This window comes from Paracoccus yeei ATCC BAA-599 (assembly GCF_000622145.1).
GTDB lineage: Bacteria > Pseudomonadota > Alphaproteobacteria > Rhodobacterales > Rhodobacteraceae > Paracoccus > Paracoccus yeei.
Map to the genome: position 1 here is coordinate 27,259 of NZ_JHWH01000026.1, position 16,109 is coordinate 43,367.

General features: G+C 68.6%; 19 protein-coding genes and 2 tRNA genes. 17 read left to right on the plus strand and 4 right to left on the minus strand.

All coding sequences use genetic code 11. The features are described from left to right. Window positions 1-131 precede the first annotated feature (131 nt). From BU28_RS0114715 to BU28_RS0114735, 5 genes are all read left to right on the plus strand, one after another. Complete coding sequence (locus BU28_RS0114715) at window positions 132-641, plus strand: peptidylprolyl isomerase (RefSeq protein ID WP_028720152.1); 510 nt, start codon at window positions 132-134, stop codon at window positions 639-641. Further along, window positions 631-1,224 carry a peptidylprolyl isomerase gene (locus BU28_RS0114720; protein ID WP_028720153.1) on the plus strand — a complete coding sequence of 198 codons (594 nt, stop codon included), beginning with the start codon at window positions 631-633 and terminating at the stop codon, window positions 1,222-1,224. The genes BU28_RS0114715 and BU28_RS0114720 overlap by 11 nt, the downstream gene beginning before the upstream one ends. A gap of 67 nt (window positions 1,225-1,291) precedes the next feature. After that, window positions 1,292-1,747, plus strand: coding sequence for a YaiI/YqxD family protein (locus BU28_RS0114725; protein WP_028720154.1), 456 nt, complete (start codon window positions 1,292-1,294; stop codon window positions 1,745-1,747). 110 nt (window positions 1,748-1,857) lie between these two features. Continuing rightward, complete coding sequence (locus BU28_RS0114730; RefSeq protein WP_028720155.1) at window positions 1,858-3,315, plus strand: metal-dependent hydrolase family protein; 1,458 nt, start codon at window positions 1,858-1,860, stop codon at window positions 3,313-3,315. 2 nt (window positions 3,316-3,317) lie between these two features. After that, window positions 3,318-4,043, plus strand: coding sequence for a hypothetical protein (locus BU28_RS0114735; RefSeq protein ID WP_028720156.1), 726 nt, complete (start codon window positions 3,318-3,320; stop codon window positions 4,041-4,043). Between the two features lie 34 nt (window positions 4,044-4,077). Here the strand turns inward: BU28_RS0114735 and tyrS are convergent, their stop codons facing one another. Continuing rightward, window positions 4,078-5,316: a tyrosine--tRNA ligase gene (gene tyrS / locus BU28_RS0114740; protein ID WP_028720157.1), complete on the minus strand. Its 1,239-nt coding sequence runs from the start codon at window positions 5,314-5,316 to the stop codon at window positions 4,078-4,080. Window positions 5,317-5,371: 55 nt separating this feature from the next. Here tyrS and BU28_RS0114745 point away from each other — a divergent pair, with 55 nt between their 5' ends. From BU28_RS0114745 to BU28_RS0114790, 10 genes are all read left to right on the plus strand, one after another. After that, complete coding sequence (locus BU28_RS0114745; protein WP_028720158.1) at window positions 5,372-6,472, plus strand: anhydro-N-acetylmuramic acid kinase; 1,101 nt, start codon at window positions 5,372-5,374, stop codon at window positions 6,470-6,472. Between the two features lie 118 nt (window positions 6,473-6,590). Continuing rightward, on the plus strand, window positions 6,591-7,373 hold the full coding sequence (locus BU28_RS0114750) for a PRC-barrel domain-containing protein (protein ID WP_028720159.1): 783 nt from the start codon (window positions 6,591-6,593) through the stop codon (window positions 7,371-7,373). Window positions 7,374-7,513: 140 nt separating this feature from the next. Then, window positions 7,514-7,590 (plus strand) — tRNA-Asp (locus BU28_RS0114755). Between the two features lie 27 nt (window positions 7,591-7,617). After that, window positions 7,618-7,694, plus strand: a tRNA-Asp gene (locus BU28_RS0114760). Window positions 7,695-7,863: 169 nt separating this feature from the next. Next, window positions 7,864-8,334: an SspB family protein gene (locus BU28_RS0114765; RefSeq protein WP_028720160.1), complete on the plus strand. Its 471-nt coding sequence runs from the start codon at window positions 7,864-7,866 to the stop codon at window positions 8,332-8,334. A 60-nt stretch (window positions 8,335-8,394) separates the two neighbouring features. Then, window positions 8,395-8,955, plus strand: a complete 561-nt coding sequence (locus BU28_RS0114770; RefSeq protein ID WP_028720161.1) for a class I SAM-dependent methyltransferase — start codon at window positions 8,395-8,397, stop codon at window positions 8,953-8,955. Between the two features lie 78 nt (window positions 8,956-9,033). After that, complete coding sequence (fumC, locus tag BU28_RS0114775) at window positions 9,034-10,428, plus strand: class II fumarate hydratase (protein ID WP_028720162.1); 1,395 nt, start codon at window positions 9,034-9,036, stop codon at window positions 10,426-10,428. Between the two features lies 1 nt (window position 10,429). Next, entirely contained in the window at window positions 10,430-10,654 is a 225-nt protein-coding gene (locus BU28_RS0114780) for a DUF4169 family protein (RefSeq protein ID WP_028720163.1), read from the plus strand. After that, on the plus strand, window positions 10,647-10,886 hold the full coding sequence (locus BU28_RS0114785; protein ID WP_028720164.1) for a ribbon-helix-helix domain-containing protein: 240 nt from the start codon (window positions 10,647-10,649) through the stop codon (window positions 10,884-10,886). The genes BU28_RS0114780 and BU28_RS0114785 overlap by 8 nt, the downstream gene beginning before the upstream one ends. 68 nt (window positions 10,887-10,954) lie before the next feature. Then, window positions 10,955-11,698 (plus strand): YebC/PmpR family DNA-binding transcriptional regulator, encoded by a 744-nt coding sequence (locus tag BU28_RS0114790; protein WP_028720165.1) that lies wholly within the window; start codon window positions 10,955-10,957, stop codon window positions 11,696-11,698. Window positions 11,699-11,733: 35 nt separating this feature from the next. Here BU28_RS0114790 and BU28_RS0114795 read toward each other — a convergent pair whose 3' ends face one another. Continuing rightward, window positions 11,734-12,573 carry a LysR family transcriptional regulator ArgP gene (locus tag BU28_RS0114795; protein WP_028720166.1) on the minus strand — a complete coding sequence of 280 codons (840 nt, stop codon included), beginning with the start codon at window positions 12,571-12,573 and terminating at the stop codon, window positions 11,734-11,736. Between the two features lie 84 nt (window positions 12,574-12,657). Between BU28_RS0114795 and BU28_RS0114800 the strand changes: the two genes are divergently transcribed. Both BU28_RS0114800 and BU28_RS0114805 read left to right on the plus strand, forming a co-directional pair. Beyond that, a complete protein-coding gene (locus tag BU28_RS0114800) occupies window positions 12,658-13,254 on the plus strand; it encodes a LysE/ArgO family amino acid transporter (protein ID WP_028720167.1) in 597 nt (198 codons plus the stop codon). Window positions 13,255-13,291: 37 nt separating this feature from the next. Further along, window positions 13,292-14,212 carry a DMT family transporter gene (locus BU28_RS0114805; RefSeq protein ID WP_028720168.1) on the plus strand — a complete coding sequence of 307 codons (921 nt, stop codon included), beginning with the start codon at window positions 13,292-13,294 and terminating at the stop codon, window positions 14,210-14,212. On the opposite strand, the gene choV is transcribed toward BU28_RS0114805, so the two are convergent. Both choV and choW read right to left on the minus strand, forming a co-directional pair. Continuing rightward, window positions 14,209-15,264 (minus strand): choline ABC transporter ATP-binding protein, encoded by a 1,056-nt coding sequence (gene choV / locus BU28_RS0114810; protein WP_028720169.1) that lies wholly within the window; start codon window positions 15,262-15,264, stop codon window positions 14,209-14,211. The genes BU28_RS0114805 and choV overlap by 4 nt on opposite strands. Continuing rightward, on the minus strand, window positions 15,257-16,108 hold the full coding sequence (gene choW, locus BU28_RS0114815; RefSeq protein WP_028720170.1) for a choline ABC transporter permease subunit: 852 nt from the start codon (window positions 16,106-16,108) through the stop codon (window positions 15,257-15,259). Before choW ends, choV begins: the two co-directional genes overlap by 8 nt. Window position 16,109 lies beyond the last annotated feature (1 nt).

Genomic DNA, 16,109 nt, shown 5'->3' on the forward strand with positions numbered 1-16,109 from the left:
TGGGCGGTTGTCCCGCAAGATGACATTGCCGTCAACCTGCGCCGGTTCCGAACCCGTGCGCAATGGCGGCGTTGTATGGCCGTGACGAAACGCTTATGCCTGACCCCCGAGCCATCAGAAGGAGAACCCCCATGGCCGAGATCAAGGATCCCGAGAACACGGTGATCATCGAGCTGAAGGACGGCCCCGTCGTCATCGAGCTTTTGCCCGACGTGGCGCCCAAGCATGTCGAGCGGATGAAAGAGCTGGCCCGCGCCGGAAAATACGACAACGTGGCCTTTCACCGCGTGATCGAGGGTTTCATGGCCCAGACCGGCGACGTGGAGCACGCCAATATGGAGCAGGGCTACAATCCCGGCCGCGCGGGCACGGGCGGGTCGGACCTGCCGGACCTGCCGGCCGAGTTCTCGCGCCTGCCGCATGACCGGGGAACGCTCGGCGCCGCGCGCTCGATGAACCCGAACAGCGCCAACAGCCAGTTCTTCATCAATTTCAGCGACAACCATTTCCTGAACGGGCAATACACGGTCTATGGCCGGGTCGTCTCGGGGATGGAGGCGGTGGACAAGATCGCCCGCGGCGAGCCGCCGGCGAACCCCGACCGCATGATCTCGGTCAAGGTGGCTGCCGATGTGGCGTAAGGCGCTGATCCCCGCGCTGGTCCTGGCCGCCGGCTCGGCCCAGGCCGAAGGGCTGCCTGGCGTCACCGACGGCCCCGGCCCGAACCTGGTGATCGAGGTCGCCGACGCCTCGGGCGCGCCCAAGGGCAGGATCGTCCTGGACCTTTACCCCGAGAAGGCCCCCAAGCATGTCGAGCGCCTGACGGGGCTGGCCAAGTCGGGCGCCTATGACGGGGTGGTGTTCCACCGCGTGCTCGAAGGCTTCATGGCCCAGACCGGTGACGTGGCCTATGGCAAGCATGGCGCGGACACGGCGCGGGCCGGCATGGGCGGCTCGGACCTGCCCGACCTTGCGGCCGAGTTCAACGACGTGAGCTTTCAACGCGGCACCGTGGGCATGGCGCGCTCGCAGGACCCGAACAGCGCCAACAGCCAGTTCTTCATCGACCTGGCCCCGGCCGATTTCCTGGACGGGCAGTATACCGTCGTTGGCCAGCTGGTCGACGGCTGGGATGTGCTGAACGCGATCAAGAAGGGCGACCCGGCCGCCAATGGCGCGGTGGTCGATCCCGACTACATGCTGAAGGTCACGGTCGAGGAGTGATCCCGGCCCCTGCCCACAGCCGAAAGCCCCGCCCTTGCGCGGGGCTTTTCCAACCCGGAGCCCGCCCATGACCACGCTTTACATCGACGCCGACGCCTGCCCGGTCAAGGCCGAGGCCGAGCGCGTCGCCACCCGCCTGCGCCTGCCGATGGTCCTGGTCTGCAACGGCGGGCTGCGCCCCTCGCCGAACCCCTTCGTGTCCCTGCAGATCGTCCCCGAGGGCCCGGACGTGGCCGACCAGTGGATCGCCGCGCATTGCGGGCCGGGCGACGTGGTGGTGACATCGGACATTCCCCTGGCTGACCGCTGCCTCAAGGCCGGCGCGCAGGTGATCCAGCCCAATGGCGAGGTGCTGACGCCGGCCAACATCGGCGGCCGGCTGGCGACGCGCGACCTGATGCAGGACCTGCGCGCGGCCGACCCGTTCCGGCAGGGCAGCGGCGCGGCATTCTCCAAGGCCGACCGCGCGCGATTCCTGCAGGCGCTGGACCGGGTCATGGCGGCGGCGGTGCGGGCGGGGTGAGGAAGCGCGGACTCCGCGGAAATCTCTTGCTATCAGGGACATGCGTGCGTGATATGATCGCGTCTGCATCGCCGGTCGCGGCGTGGTGCCGTTAACTGTGGGAAACGAGTATGTGCCTGACCTGCCTTGAAACCGTCGCAAGCACCGGCGCGGTGCGTTTCTGCCAATGCGGCAGCCCCCAGACACTGGCCGCCATGGCCCGGATCGAGGCCGACATCTCGCGCCGGCAGATGATTGGCGGCATGGCCGCGGTGGTCGGCATGTTCGCGGGCTTCGGCCTGGCGCCGCGCGAGTTGCGCGCCCAGACCCCGGCCAGGCCGCTGCTGCTGACCAACCTGCGGCTGTTCGACGGCCAGACCCTGTCCCTGCGCGACGGGGTCGAGATCCTGGTCGATTCCGGCCGCATCGCCGCGCTGCCGGGGGCCGGGCAGGGGCCGCAGGACGCCGAGCGCATCGACTGCGGCGGACGCACGGTCATCCCCGGCCTGATCGACACCCATTGGCATGCGACGCTGTGCGGCATCAGCCAGATCGCCGCGATGACCCAGGACATCGGCTTTGTCCACCTGATCGCCGGCCAGCAGGCTGGCGCGACGCTGATGCGCGGCTTCACCACGGTCCGCGACGTCGGCGGCCCGGCCTTCGGGCTGCAGGCGGCCATCGACCGCGGCGTCGTCACCGGGCCGCGGATCTTCCCCTCGGGCGCGATCCTGTCGCAGACCTCGGGTCATGGCGATTTCCGCTTTTCGAACGCGCTGCCGATGATGCCCTCGGATCCGGCGGATTACGCGACCCGGCAGGGCATGACCGCGCTGGCCGACGGCGTGCCCGAGGTGCTGCGCCGCACGCGCGAGCAGCTGATGAAGGGCGCGAGCCAGATCAAGATCAGCGCCGGCGGCGGCGTCGCCTCGCAATACGACCCGCTGGAATCGCTTCAGTTCACCCTGGACGAGATGCGGGCGGCCGTGGATGCGGCCGCCGATTGGGGCACCTATGTCTGCGCCCATGTCTATACCGCGCCCGGCATCCGCCGCTGCATCGAGGCCGGGGTGAAGTCCATCGAGCATGGCCAGCTGGCCGACGAGGATACCGTGCGCATGATGGCCGACCGCGGCACCTGGTGGTCGATCCAGCCGTTCCTCCAGGACGAGGATGCCAATAGCTACACCGACCCCAAGGCCGTCGCCGCGCAAAAGGCGGTGGCCGAGGGCACGGTGCAGGCCTTCGAATGGGCCGACAAGCACAAGGTCAACTGGGCCTTCGGCACCGACATCCTGTATGGCGGCGGCGAATCGCAGGGTCGGCAACTGGCGAAGCTCGCGCGCTTCATGTCGCCGCTGGCGGCGCTGCATCGCGCGACCGGCGCGGCCGGCGCGCTGCTGGCGCTGTCGGGCGGGCGCGCGCCCTATGACGGGCGGCTGGGGGTGATCGCCGAGGATGCGCTGGCCGACCTTCTGGTCATCGACGGCGACACCGAGGCGAGCCTCGACTGGCTGGCCGATACGGCCAATCTGCGGCTGATCATGAAGAACGGCCGGCTGTTCAAGAACGAGTTGCAGGGGGGATGAGGATGCGCAAATTCCTGGCGGCCGCCGCGGCGGCGCTTTCCACGGGGCTGGCGCCCGCCATGGCGCAGGACTGGTCGGGCCAGATCACGCCCTATGTCTGGGGCGCCGGCCTGGGCGGCGACGTGACGCCCTTTGCCGGGGCGCCGACGCTGTCCTTCGACAAGTCGCTGTCCGAAGTGCTCGAGGATACCGACGGCGCCTTCTTCCTGTCGGGCTTTGCCCGGCGCGACCGGCTGGTGCTGATGGGCGATCTGAGCTGGTCGACAAGCTCCAAGGCCGGCACCCTGCCGCCGGGACTGCCGGCCGAGGGCAAGGTCACGCAGCGCTCGCTGACGCTGCTGGCCGGCTGGCGGGCGGTCTCGAACGACCGCATGACACTGGATGCGCTGGCCGGTGCCCGCGCCTGGCGGGTCAAGGGCCGGATCTCGGTCGCGGGCGGCGCGCGCTCGGCCTCGCCCGGCAAGGATTTCGTCGATCCCATCGTCGCGCTGCGGGCCAATGTCACGCTGGCGCCGCAGTGGTCGGCGATCCTCTATGCCGATGTCGGCGGCTTCGGCGCGGGGTCCGAGCATACCAGCCAGTTCCTGGCCACGGTGAATTATCAGGTCACCGACCAGCTTTACCTCTCGGCCGGCTATCGCCAGCTGAACGTCGATTATCGCGATGGCGGCACACGGCTGGACGTGACCATGGCCGGGCCGATCCTGGGCGCCACCTGGCGCTTCTGACGAAAAGGCCGGGGTCGCCCCCGGCCTTGCCGCCTTAACCCACCCGCACCATCCGGTGCTTCTTCTTCCCGACCGAGACCTTCAGCCCGTCCCCGATCAGCCCGGCATCGACCGCAAGCTGCGGGTCGCTGACCGCCTCGTTGTTCAGGCGCAGGCCACCCTCGGCGATCAGGCGCTTGGCCTCTTTCCCCGAGGCCGCGATGCCGGTCTGGGCCAGCATCTGCACCACCGAGACGGGCAGCGCATCGGCGCCGATCGTCACCACCTCGAGATCGCCGCCGGCGCCGCCCTGCTCGAAGACCTCGCGCGCGGTGGCCTCGGCCGAGGCGGCGGCCTCGGCGCCGTGCAACAGCGTCGTCACCTCGTTGGCCAGGATGATCTTGGCGGCGTTGATCTCGGACCCCGACAGCGCGCCCAGGCGGTTGCATTCCGCGACCGGCAGATCGGTGTAAAGCTTCAGGAACCGGCCGACGTCGGCGTCGGTGGTGTTGCGCCAGAACTGCCAGAATTCATAAGGCGACAGCATCGCGCCGTTCAGCCAGACCGCGCCGCCCGCCGACTTGCCCATCTTGCGCCCGTCGCTGGTCGTCAGCAGCGGCGAGGTCAGGCCCCAGATCTCGCCATCCAGCACGCGGCGGGTCAGGTCGATGCCGTTGACGATATTGCCCCACTGGTCCGAGCCACCCATCTGCAGCCGGCAGTCGTAGCGCCGGTACAGTTCCAGGAAGTCATAGGCCTGCAGGATCATGTAGTTGAATTCGAGGAAGCTCAGCGATTGTTCCCGGTCCAGCCGCGACTTGACCGATTCGAACGACAGCATCCGGTTGACGCTGAAATGCCGGCCGATGTCGCGCAGGAAATCCAGATAGTTCAGGCTGTCCAGCCATTCGGCGTTGTTGAGCATCATCGCGCGCCCCTCGCCGTAATCGAGGTAGCGGGCAAAGACCTGCTGCATGCCGTCGATGTTCGCCTGGATCGCATCCGGGGTCAGCAGCGGGCGCTCCTCGGAGCGGAAGCTGGGGTCGCCCACCTTGGTCGTGCCGCCGCCCATCAGCGTGATCGGGCGGTTGCCGGTCCTTTGGAACCAGCGCAGCATCATGATGTTCAGAAGGTGCCCGACATGCAGGCTGGCTGCCGTCGCGTCATACCCGATATAGGCCGTCACCGAACCTTCGATCAGCGCCTCGTCCAGCGCCTGCAGGTCGGTGCAGTCCGCCAGATAGCCGCGTTCGATCATCACATGCAGAAAGTCGGATTTGGCACGGTATGTCATGGGCTGTTCCTTTCGAATGGCGCGGATATACCGTTCGGGCGGAAAAAGGGAAAGCATGATGATCCAGGCCCTGGGGATGATGTCGGGAACCTCGCTGGACGGGGTGGACGCGGCGCTGATCGAAACGGACGGCCTGCGCATCGCAGGCTTTGGCCGCAGCGCCTTTCGCGCCTATTCGGGCAATGAATCGGGGCTGCTGCACGGCGCGCTGGGCCAGTGGCCCGGCGGGCCTGACGTGGCCGAGGCGGCGGCGCTTTCGGTCGCGGCCCATGCCGATCTGGCCGCGGGGTTCCCCGAGGCGGAACTGGTCGGCTATCATGGCCAGACCCTGGCGCATGACCCCGGCGGGCGCGGCACGCATCAGGCGGGGAACGGGGCGGCGCTGGCGCGCCGGCTCGGCCGCCCGGTGGTCTGGGATTTCCGCTCCGAGGACCTGCGCCAGGGCGGCGAGGGCGCGCCGCTGGCGCCCTTCTTTCATTGGGCTTGCGCGGAATGGGCGGTGGCGCAGGGCCTGCTTGCGCCCCGGCCAGTGGGCTTTCTGAACCTGGGCGGGGTCGGCAACCTGACCGTCGCCGATCCCGCCGCCCCCGCGCCCGAGGCGCCGGGCGCCTGCATCGCCTTCGACACCGGCCCGGCCAATGCGCCGCTGAACGATCTGATGCGCGCGCGCCTGGGGCTGGAGCGGGACCAGGGCGGGGCGCTGGCCGCGCAGGGCATCCCGGACGAGGCGGTGATCGCGGCCTTCCTGCGCCACCCCCATTTCGCGCGGCCCCTGCCGAAGTCGCTGGACCGCGATGCCTTCGCCGGCGTGCTGGACGTGGCGCATCTGGGCGATGCCGATGCGGCGGCGACATTGACCCATGCGGCGGCGGCGGCGGTCGCGGCGGGGCTGGCGCTGGTGCCGCAGGTCCCGGCGCTGGTGCTGGTCTGCGGCGGCGGGCGGCACAATGGCGCGATGATGGCCGCGCTGGAGCGGCGCCTGCCCTGCGCCGTCGCCCCGGTCGAGCGGGCCGGCCTTGATGGCGACATGCTCGAGGCGCAGGCCTTCGGCTGGCTTGCCGTGCGGGTCTTGCGGGGCCTGCCGACCTCTGGCCCCGGAACGACGGGCGCGCCAGGGCCGGTCTGCGGCGGCCGGATCAGCCATCCCCGGCGCTGACCGCGCCCGGTCTGCCGCAAAAGCGCCAACTGTCGGGAACGATGATACAAATTACGGCGTTTGCCCCCCAGCGCGGCGGCCTGGCCGTCGCGGATGACGATAATCGGAGGACCTCTTGATGAAACCGCTTGTGATCGCAGCGACCGCCCTGGCCCTTGTTGCGCCGGCTGCCCATGCCCAGACCGCCACGCCGGCCCCGACTGCCGAGCAGGCGGCCGAGAACGCGGCCGACGCCGCCGAGAACGCGGCCGACGCCGCCGAGAACGCGGCGCAACAGGCCGAGGATGCCGCCGACAAGGCCGCCGACCAGGCCGGAGCGGCGGCCGAACAGGCCGCGGATGAGGCCGCCGCCGCGGCCGACAGCGCCGCGGACGCCGCCGCGACCGCGACCGATGACGCGGCCACCGCCGCCGGCATGGACAGCGAGGCCGCCGACGATGCGGCCGCGGCGGCCGAGGATGCGCAGGACTCCGCCTCGGACGCCGCCGATGCGGCGGTGGATGCGGCCGCCGAGACGCCGGTGACGCCCCCCGACGTGAACGCGCCCGCGATCTCGGAGGCCGAGCCGGGGCTGTTGGGCTCGTGGCTGACCAGCCGCCGGATCTGGACGACGAACCAGCCTTCGTCCACGGAATGGGTCGATCCCGCGCTGGATCAGCGTCCCGCAGAATGGCAGGACATCGCCAAGGTCAACGACATCGTGCTGGACGATTCGGGCAATGTCGTGGGCTATGTCGCCGATATCGGCGGCTTCCTGGGCATCGGTGCGAAAAAGGTGCTGCTGGGCGTCGACGCGATCCACCTGGTGACCGTGGGCAACGACACGTTCTTTGCCACGAACTACACCAAGGAGGAACTGCAGGCGCTGCCCGATTTCGACGAAAAGACCGTGCGCCGCTGACCCGGTCCGAAGGCAAGGCTGACGGGGGCGTCCTTTCGGGCGCCCCTTTGGCTTTTTTAGGCAAGATCGGCCTTGACGGGGCCGGCGGGCATGCGTAAACCCCCTCGCACCCCGGACGACGATCCGGGGAAATGGTCTGCGCGGTTGTAGCTCAGTTGGTTAGAGTACCGGCCTGTCACGCCGGGGGTCGCGGGTTCGAGCCCCGTCAACCGCGCCACCATTTCCAGTTATCGTCACGAAAAGCGCGGTTGTAGCTCAGTTGGTTAGAGTACCGGCCTGTCACGCCGGGGGTCGCGGGTTCGAGCCCCGTCAACCGCGCCATTTTCCTTTTCCCCCTTTCCGACAGGCGGCGCCGGCCTTGGCTCGGGCTGTTGCATGGGTATTTGGAAAACGGTGAAACCCTGCGGGGGGGCCCGAATGCGGGCGCTAGGGGGCTTTTCATCGGGGCGCAAAACCCTATGCTTGGCCCAAGAAAGCAGGGGAGACGCTGATGGCGCGCGGAATTGATTACGGCGGGATGATGCACCGTGCCATGCAGCGGCTGATCGCGGATGTCCTGGATGCCGTCGCCCGGGAGGGCCTGCCGGGCGATCATCATTTCTTCATCACCTTCGATACCCGCGACCCGGACGTGGAGATGGCCGACTGGCTGCGGGAGCGCTATCCCGAGGAGATGACCATCGTCATCCAGCACTGGTTCGACAGCCTGGAGGTCCGGCCCGAGGGTTTTGCCATCACCCTGAACTTTGGCGATTCGCCCGAGCCGCTGTACATCCCCTTCGATGCGCTGCGCACCTTCGTCGATCCCTCGGTCGAATTCGGCCTGCGGTTCGAGACCCAGGTCGAAGATGACGAGGACGAGGATGAGGACGAGGACGACGCCTCGGACGGCGGCGAAGGCGCCGAGGATGCCCCCAAGGGCGGGGGCGAGGTCGTCAGTCTGGACAAGTGGCGCAAGTAGGCCGTCATATCCCTGTCACCGGCAAGCAATAGGGCGGTCTTCGCATAGCTGGAGGCCGCCTTGTCCGATCTGTCGTTGTTTCTTGGCCAGTTTCTGCGCCGGCCCGGGGAAATCCGCGCCGTCGCCCCCACCGGCCGTTCGGCCGCGCGCGAGATGGCGCGGCCCGTCACGCCCGACATGCAGGCGGTGGCCGAGATCGGCGCCGGCACCGGCACCATCACCCAGGCCATCCTGGCGCGGGGCCTGGCGCCCGAGCGGCTGGAGCTTTACGAGCTGAACGCCGCCTTCTGCGACCGGCTGCGCCAGCGCTTTCCCGGCGCGCAGGTCCACAACCTGCCGGCGCAAGAGATGGTGAATGTCGGGCGGGGCGACCTGGATGCGGTCGTCTCGGGCGTGCCGACATTGCCAATGCCGGACGAACTGCAGGCGGCCATCGTCGGGGCCGCGCTGGCGATGATGAAGCCCGGCGCGCCCTTCGTCCAGATCACCTATGGCGCCCTGCCGCCCCTGTCCGGGGCGGTGCGCGCCCGCTTTGGCCTGGTCCACGAAAAAAGCCGCCGGATCTGGGCCAATCTGCCGCCGGCGCAGGTCTATGTCTTTCGCCAGGGCCGTGATCGCTAACGGCATACTTTCGCATACCATTTGCGAATCCGGCCGCTGGCGGCTACAACCCTCGGCAAAACCGTGAGGGATGATGACATGACCAAGACCCGCACCGAAACCGACAGCTTCGGCCCGCTCGAGGTTCCCGCCGACAAGTATTGGGGGGCGCAGACGCAGCGCTCGATCCAGAACTTCCCCATCGGCTGGGAAAAGCAGCCCGTGCCCATCATCCGCGCGCTGGGCATCATCAAGCAGGCCGCCGCCCAGGTGAACATGGCGACGGGCAACCTGGACGCCACCCTGGGCCAGGCGATGGTGCAGGCCGCGCAGGAAGTGGCGGCAGGCAAGTTCGACGACAACTTCCCGCTGGTCGTGTGGCAGACCGGGTCCGGCACGCAGTCGAACATGAACGCGAACGAGGTTATCAGCAACCGCGCCATCGAGATCCTGGGCGGCGAGATGGGCTCGAAGAAGCCGGTGCATCCGAACGACCATGTGAACATGGGGCAGTCCTCGAACGACACCTTCCCGACCGCGATGCATGTGGCGATCGCCATGCAGGCCCGCGACGTGCTGATCCCGGGGCTGGAAAAGCTGCACAAGGCGCTGGTCGCGAAGTCGGAGGAATTCAAGGACATCATCAAGATCGGCCGCACCCATACCCAGGATGCGACGCCCCTGACCCTGGGCCAGGAGTTCGGCGGCTACGCCCACCAGGTCCAGAAGGGCATCGAGCGGGTGAAGCTGGCCCTGTCCGACATCTATGAACTGGCGCAGGGCGGCACCGCCGTCGGCACCGGGCTGAACACCAAGAAGGGCTGGGACACGGCCATTGCGGCGGAAATCGCCAAGATCACCGGGCTGCCCTTCGTCACCGCGCCGAACAAGTTCGAGGCGCTGGCGGCGCATGACGCGATGGTGTTCTTCTCGGGCGCGCTGAAGACGGTGGCAGGCTCGCTGTTCAAGATCGCGAACGACATGCGGCTGCTGGGCTCGGGGCCGCGTTCGGGTCTGGGCGAACTGATCCTGCCCGAGAACGAGCCGGGCTCGTCGATCATGCCGGGCAAGGTGAACCCGACCCAGGCCGAGGCGCTGACCATGGTCTGCGCCCATGTCATGGGCAATGACGCGGCCGTCGGCTTTGCCGGTTCGCAGGGTCATTTCGAGCTGAACGTCTATAACCCCATGATGTCCTATAACGTGCTGCAATCCATGCAGCTGCTGGGCGATGCGGCGGGGTCGTTCACCGACAACATGGTCGTGGGCACGCAGGCCAACATTCCGCGCATCGAGAAGCTGATGAAGGAATCGCTGATGCTGGTGACCGCGCTGGCGCCGACCATCGGCTATGACAACGCGACCAAGGTCGCCAAGACCGCGCACAAGAACGGCACCACCCTGCGCGAGGAGGCGATTGCCCTTGGCTTCGTCGATGGCGAGACCTTCGACCGCATCGTGCGCCCCGAGCAGATGGTCGGTCCCGAGGATTGATGTGATCGGGTCCGGTCCCAAGGTGATCAACCTGCGGGCGGCGCGCAAGAGCGCCGCCCGCGATGCCGCCCGCAGGCAGGGCGACCAGAATGCGGCGAAATTCGGCCGCAGCAAGGCGCAGCGCCAGGCCGAGGACGATGCCGCCGCCCGCGCCGCCCGCCATCTGGACCAGCACATGCTTGGCCCGGACCGGCACGACGACGGGGACGGGGACGGCGATGCCTGACCTGCCGCCGATGACCCCCCCGGTCAAGCGATCGGTCACCATCGGCGGACACCGCACCTCGGTCAGTCTGGAGGACGCGTTCTGGAAGGAATTGCGCGGCATCGCCCGCGCGCGCGGCCAGACCGCCGCCAGCCTGATCGCCGCCATCGACAGCAGGCGCCCGCCCGAGGTGGGGCTGGCGACCGCGTTGCGGCTGTTCGTCCTGTCCGAACTGGGCCGGCATCAGGGCTAACGCTTGCGATTTCGGCCTTCGGCGCCTAAAAGCGCCTGCGATATTCCATATGAACATTGGGAAGAACCATGGCAGGCCATAGCAAATGGGCCAACATCCAGCACCGGAAGGGCAAGCAGGACAAGCTGCGCTCGAAGCTGTTTTCGAAGCTGGCCAAAGAGATCACCGTCGCCGCCAAGATGGGCGACCCCGATCCCGACAAGAACCCGCGCCTGCGCCTGGCGGTCAAGGAGGCCAAATCGAATTCCGTCCCCAAGGACGTGATCGACCGCGCCATCAAGAAATCGCAGGGCGGCGACGCCGAGAACTATGACGAGATCCGCTATGAGGGCTACGGCCCGAACGGCATCGCGATCATCGTCGAGGCGATGACCGACAACCGCAACCGCACTGCGTCGAACGTGCGCAGCTATTTCACCAAATACGGCGGCGACCTGGGGCAGACCGGCAGCGTCAGCTTCATGTTCGACCGCAAGGGCGAGATCCTGTATCCCGCCAGCGCCGGCGACGCCGACACGGTGATGATGGCTGCCATCGAGGCTGGCGCCGAGGATGTGGAAAGCGACGAGGACGGGCACTGGATCTATACCGCCGACACCGACCTGGCCGAGGTGTCGAGCGCGCTGGAAGCGTCCCTGGGCGAATCCGAGCACGCCAAGCTGATCTGGAAGCCGCAGGCCCCGACCGAGATCGACCTTGAGACCGCCACGAAGCTGATGAAGCTGCTGGACGCGCTGGAGGAAGACGACGACGTGCAGAACGTCACCGGCAACTTCGACATTCCCGAGGACGTCGCGGCCCAGCTGGAGTGACGCCTCCGGCGGGGGTATTTGGGAAACAGTGAAAGTCAGGGCCGCAGTTCCGCCGCGGCCCTTTTTCGTATGGCCGCGGTCAGGGGCGAGAGCGCCGGTTTCAGGGCGCGCTGGACATGCCAGTAAAGCGGGATGTCCAGCGGCAGGGCGGCGAGCGGGACGAGGCCCGGACGGATCATCGCCTGCGGGATCATGCCCCAGCCCAGACCCAGTTCAACCGCCCGGGCAAAGGCTTCGGAGGAGGGGACCATGTGGCCGGTCAGATGCAGGCGCTGGCCGGTGACACTCTGCGCCCAGCGGGCCTGGGCCGCGTCCTTGTGGTTGAAGATGACCGCCGGGGCGGCCGCAAGCGCCTCGGCCGTAGGGCCGTCGGGGAAGTGGCGGGCGGCGAAGGCGGGCGCGGCCATGGCCCTGTAGCGCATCTTGCCCAGGGCGATGGCGTCGCAACCCGGCACCGGCTGCGGGTCCGAGCTGAGCGCGGCCGCGACCTGCCCCTGGCGCAGCCAGTCGCGCGCGTGGTCCTGGTCGTCCACCACCAGGTCGTAGAGCGCATCGAGCGCCGTCATCGCCGGAGGGAACCAGGTCGCCAGGCTGTCGGCATTGACGGCCAGCCGCAGGTGGACCGGGCCCGTTTCGCCGGTCAGCGCCCGTTCCAGCATGAGCACCTGATCCAGGTGCTGGACCAGCCGCAGGGCCCGGTCGGTGCCGCGTGCCGGCGGGCCGCGATGGACCAGCACCTCGCCCATGCGCTCCTCGAGCGCCTTGATGCGCTGCGAGATGGCCGAGGGGGTGACGCCGAGGCTGGCGGCCGCCGCCTCGAAGCTGCCGCGCCGGATGATCTGGGCCAGCGCGGCCAGGGCGGGATAGTCAAGCATCAGGAAAACTTAATCTGCTTCATGATTTTGAGTTTGCCTTGTGATGGTCTGCGGGGCAAGCCGGTGCCCGAACGGAGGGATGCCATGCACGCCTATCTTGCCGGTCTTGGGACCGGGCTTTCGCTGATCGTGGCCATCGGAGCGCAGAACGCCTTCGTGCTGAAGCAGGGATTGATGCGGCGCCATGTGCTGGCCACGGTGGCGTTCTGCGCCCTGTCCGACGCGGTCCTCATCGTCGCGGGCGTCCTGGGGGCAGGGGCCATCGCCGCCCGCGCGCCCTGGTTTCTGGAGGCCATGCGCTGGGGCGGGGCGGCGTTCCTGCTGGCCTATGGCGCGCGGTCGCTGCGCGCGGCCTGGCGGGGCGAGGCGGTGCTGCGCGCGGGCGAGGGGGCGACCAGCCTGGGCGCCACGCTGGCGGTGCTGGCGGCGCTGACCTGGCTGAACCCGCATGTCTGGCTGGACACGGTGGTGCTGCTGGGCGGGGTGTCGGCGGGGTTCGGGGACAGGGGCGCCTTTGCCTTGGGTGCGGTGACCGGATCGGTCCTGTTCTTTGCCGCCCTGGGCTATGGCGCGCGCTGGCTGTCGCCGGTCTTTGCCCGGCCCGGCGCCTGGCGGGTCCTTGACCTGTGCGTGGGGCTGGTCATGTGGACCATCGCCCTGGGGCTTGTGCTGCGGGGCTGACCTTGCGCCCGCGCACCGGCCGGGGCAAGTCTGGCGCATGAGCCTGTCGTCCCATACCCGCGCCGATCTTGTCGGCATCGCCTGGATGCTGACCGCGGGGCTGTGTTTTGTGGGCGTCAACGGAACCGTGCGCTGGCTGGGGCTGGCGCTGCCCGCCGCCGAAAGCGCCTTCATCCGCTTTGCCTTCGGGTTGCTGTTCATGATCCCGCTGCTGCTGCCGGCGCTGCGGCGAGGATTTCCGGCCCAGGTCTGGCAGCTGTTCGTCTGGCGCGGGGCGCTGCATTGCCTGGCCGTGATCCTGTGGTTCTATGCCATGGCCCGCATCACCGTGGCCGAGGTCACGGCCATCGGCTTTCTGAACCCCATCGTCGTGACCATCGGCGCCACGCTGCTGATGGGCGAACGCATCTCGTGGCGGCGGGCGGCTGCCATCGGGGTGGCGCTGGCGGGGGCGATGATCGTGCTGCGTCCCGGATTGCGGGTGCTCGAGCCCGGGCATCTGGCGCAGCTGAGCGCCTCGGTCTGCTTCGGGGCGTCCTATCTGGTGGCCAAGCGCCTGTCCGAGCGGGTGGCCCCTTCGGTCGTGGTGGCGATGATGTCGCTGACGGTCTGCCTGGGGCTTGCCCCCGTCGCCGCGCTGGACTGGGTGGCGCCCACGGCGGTGCAACTGGCGGTGCTGGCCTGCACGGCCCTGTGCGCAACCGCCGGGCATTACGCCATGACGCGGGCCTTTACCGCCGCGCCCCTGACCGTCACGCAGCCGGTGGTGTTCCTGCAACTCATCTGGGCCAGCCTTCTGGGCGCCCTGGTCTTTGCCGAGCCGGTCGACCTGTGGGTCCTGGTCGGCGGCGCGGTCATGATCGGGGCGATCAGCTATATCACCTGGCGCGAGGCGCATCTGCGCCGCCCGTCCCCCGCCGCAGCGGCGCTGCCGTGCGAGGGCCGGGGCGGGGCCTAATCCTCGACCGCGCCGCCCTTGCGGGCGCCGGGCGCGACCAGCCGCAGCATGATCCCCTGGCGCGTCACCCGCCCGCCGCCGGTCAGAGGCAGCACCTCGGCTCCGGTTTCGGTCATCATGCGCATCACCTCGCGGATCGGCGTGTCGCGGTCGATGGGCGCGCCCGCCGCCTCGGCCGGGACGTCGCCGGGCTCGGCCATGTCCTCGGCGGTCAGCACGCCCAGGGGGTTCATGTGGGCCACGAAATCCTCGACATAGGCATCGACCGGATTGGCGATGATCTCGCGCGCGGTGCCGACCTGGACGATGCGGCCGCCCTCCATCAGGGCGATGCGGTTGCCGATGCGAAAGGCCTCGTCCAGGTCGTGGCTGACAAAGACGATGGTGCGCTGGAAGCGCTGCTGCAATTCCAGCAATTCGTCCTGCAGCCGCGTGCGGATCAGCGGGTCGAGCGCGCTGAAGGGCTCGTCCATCAGCAGGATCGGCGCCTCGGTCGCAAAGGCGCGGGCCAGGCCCACGCGCTGCTGCATGCCGCCCGACAGGTCGCCCACCTTGCGCTCGGCCCATTCGGTCAGGCCGACGGTGGCCAGCTGGCCATCCACGCGCTTGGCGCGCTCGGCCGCGGGGACGCCGGCCAGTTCCAGCCCAAGCCCCACGTTCTCGCGCACCGTGCGCCAGGGCAGCAGGCCGAATTGCTGGAACACCATCGCGACCCGCTCGCGGCGCAGCCGGCGCAGTTCGGCGCCGCGCGCCTTGCTGACCGAGGCCATGCGGTCCCCGTCCCAGATCCGCACCTCGCCCCGGCAGACGGCATTGAGCCCGTTCACCGCGCGCAGCAGCGTGGACTTGCCCGACCCGGAAAGGCCCATCAGGACCAGGATCTCGCCCTCCCTGACGGTCAGCGAGCAGTTGTGCACGCCCAGCACCTGGCCGGTTTCGGCCTTGATCGGGCCGCGCGCCAGGCCCTGGTCCATCAGCGGCAGGGCGGCCTTGGGGTCGTCGCCGAAGACGATGTTGACGTTGTCGAACTCGACGGCATTGCGTTCAGTCATGATGTTTCCCCACGCGCAGCATCCGGTCCAGCATGATGGCGACGATCACGATGATGAAGCCGCTTTCGAATCCCAGGGCGGTGTTGACGCTGTTCAGCGCGCGGACCACCGGCACCCCCAGGCCCGAGGCGCCGACCAGCGCCGCGATGACGACCATGGACAGGGACAGCATGATGGTCTGGTTCAGCCCCGCCATGATCTGCGGCGTGGCGCTGGGCAGTTCCACCTTCCACAGCAGCTGGCGCGGGGTGGCGCCAAAGGCGATGGCGGCCTCGACCAGCGATTGCGGGGTCGAGCTGATGCCCAGATGCGTCAGCCGGATCGGCGCGGGCAGCACGAAGATCACGGTGGCGATCAGCCCGGGCACCATGCCGATGCCGAAGAACACGATGGCCGGGATCAGATAGACAAAGGTCGGCAATGTCTGCATCAGGTCCAGCACCGGCCGCATCCAGGCGTAAAGCCGGGGCCTGTGGGCGGCGGCGATGCCCAGGGGCACACCGATCGCCATGCAGACCACGCAGGCCGACAGGACCAAGGTCAGGGACTGCATCATCTCGTCCCAATAGCCCTGGTTCAGGACGAACAGGAACCCCAGCAGGATCAGCAGGCAGGTCTTCCAGCTGCGCTGCAGGGCCCAGGTCAGGGCGACCATCAGCAGGGTGAAGACCAGCGGGTGCGGGAACTCAAGCACCGTCAGGATCATCCCGATCAGCCAGTCGAGCCCCTTGGAAATGGCGTTGAAGACGAACGCGGCATGGGCGTTCAGCCAGTCGAAGATCGCCTTGGCCGTCTTGCCCACGGGGATCTTGGTATCGGTCAGTATCGCGGTGATCTGGTCCATG

Bases quoted from the DNA above. Each gene is read 5' to 3' on its own strand.
- BU28_RS0114715 (WP_028720152.1), top strand. From the start codon at position 132: ATGGCCGAGATCAAGGATCCCGAGAACACGGTGATCATCGAGCTGAAG.
- BU28_RS0114720 (WP_028720153.1), top strand. From the start codon at position 631: ATGTGGCGTAAGGCGCTGATCCCCGCGCTGGTCCTGGCCGCCGGCTCG.
- BU28_RS0114725 (WP_028720154.1), top strand. From the start codon at position 1,292: ATGACCACGCTTTACATCGACGCCGACGCCTGCCCGGTCAAGGCCGAG.
- BU28_RS0114730 (WP_028720155.1), top strand. From the start codon at position 1,858: ATGTGCCTGACCTGCCTTGAAACCGTCGCAAGCACCGGCGCGGTGCGT.
- BU28_RS0114735 (WP_028720156.1), top strand. From the start codon at position 3,318: ATGCGCAAATTCCTGGCGGCCGCCGCGGCGGCGCTTTCCACGGGGCTG.
- tyrS (WP_028720157.1), bottom strand. From the start codon at position 5,316: ATGACATACCGTGCCAAATCCGACTTTCTGCATGTGATGATCGAACGC.
- BU28_RS0114745 (WP_028720158.1), top strand. From the start codon at position 5,372: ATGATGATCCAGGCCCTGGGGATGATGTCGGGAACCTCGCTGGACGGG.
- BU28_RS0114750 (WP_028720159.1), top strand. From the start codon at position 6,591: ATGAAACCGCTTGTGATCGCAGCGACCGCCCTGGCCCTTGTTGCGCCG.
- BU28_RS0114765 (WP_028720160.1), top strand. From the start codon at position 7,864: ATGGCGCGCGGAATTGATTACGGCGGGATGATGCACCGTGCCATGCAG.
- fumC (WP_028720162.1), top strand. From the start codon at position 9,034: ATGACCAAGACCCGCACCGAAACCGACAGCTTCGGCCCGCTCGAGGTT.
- BU28_RS0114785 (WP_028720164.1), top strand. From the start codon at position 10,647: ATGCCTGACCTGCCGCCGATGACCCCCCCGGTCAAGCGATCGGTCACC.
- BU28_RS0114790 (WP_028720165.1), top strand. From the start codon at position 10,955: ATGGCAGGCCATAGCAAATGGGCCAACATCCAGCACCGGAAGGGCAAG.
- BU28_RS0114795 (WP_028720166.1), bottom strand. From the start codon at position 12,573: ATGCTTGACTATCCCGCCCTGGCCGCGCTGGCCCAGATCATCCGGCGC.
- BU28_RS0114800 (WP_028720167.1), top strand. From the start codon at position 12,658: ATGCACGCCTATCTTGCCGGTCTTGGGACCGGGCTTTCGCTGATCGTG.
- BU28_RS0114805 (WP_028720168.1), top strand. From the start codon at position 13,292: ATGAGCCTGTCGTCCCATACCCGCGCCGATCTTGTCGGCATCGCCTGG.
- choV (WP_028720169.1), bottom strand. From the start codon at position 15,264: ATGACTGAACGCAATGCCGTCGAGTTCGACAACGTCAACATCGTCTTC.
- choW (WP_028720170.1), bottom strand. From the start codon at position 16,108: ATGGACCAGATCACCGCGATACTGACCGATACCAAGATCCCCGTGGGC.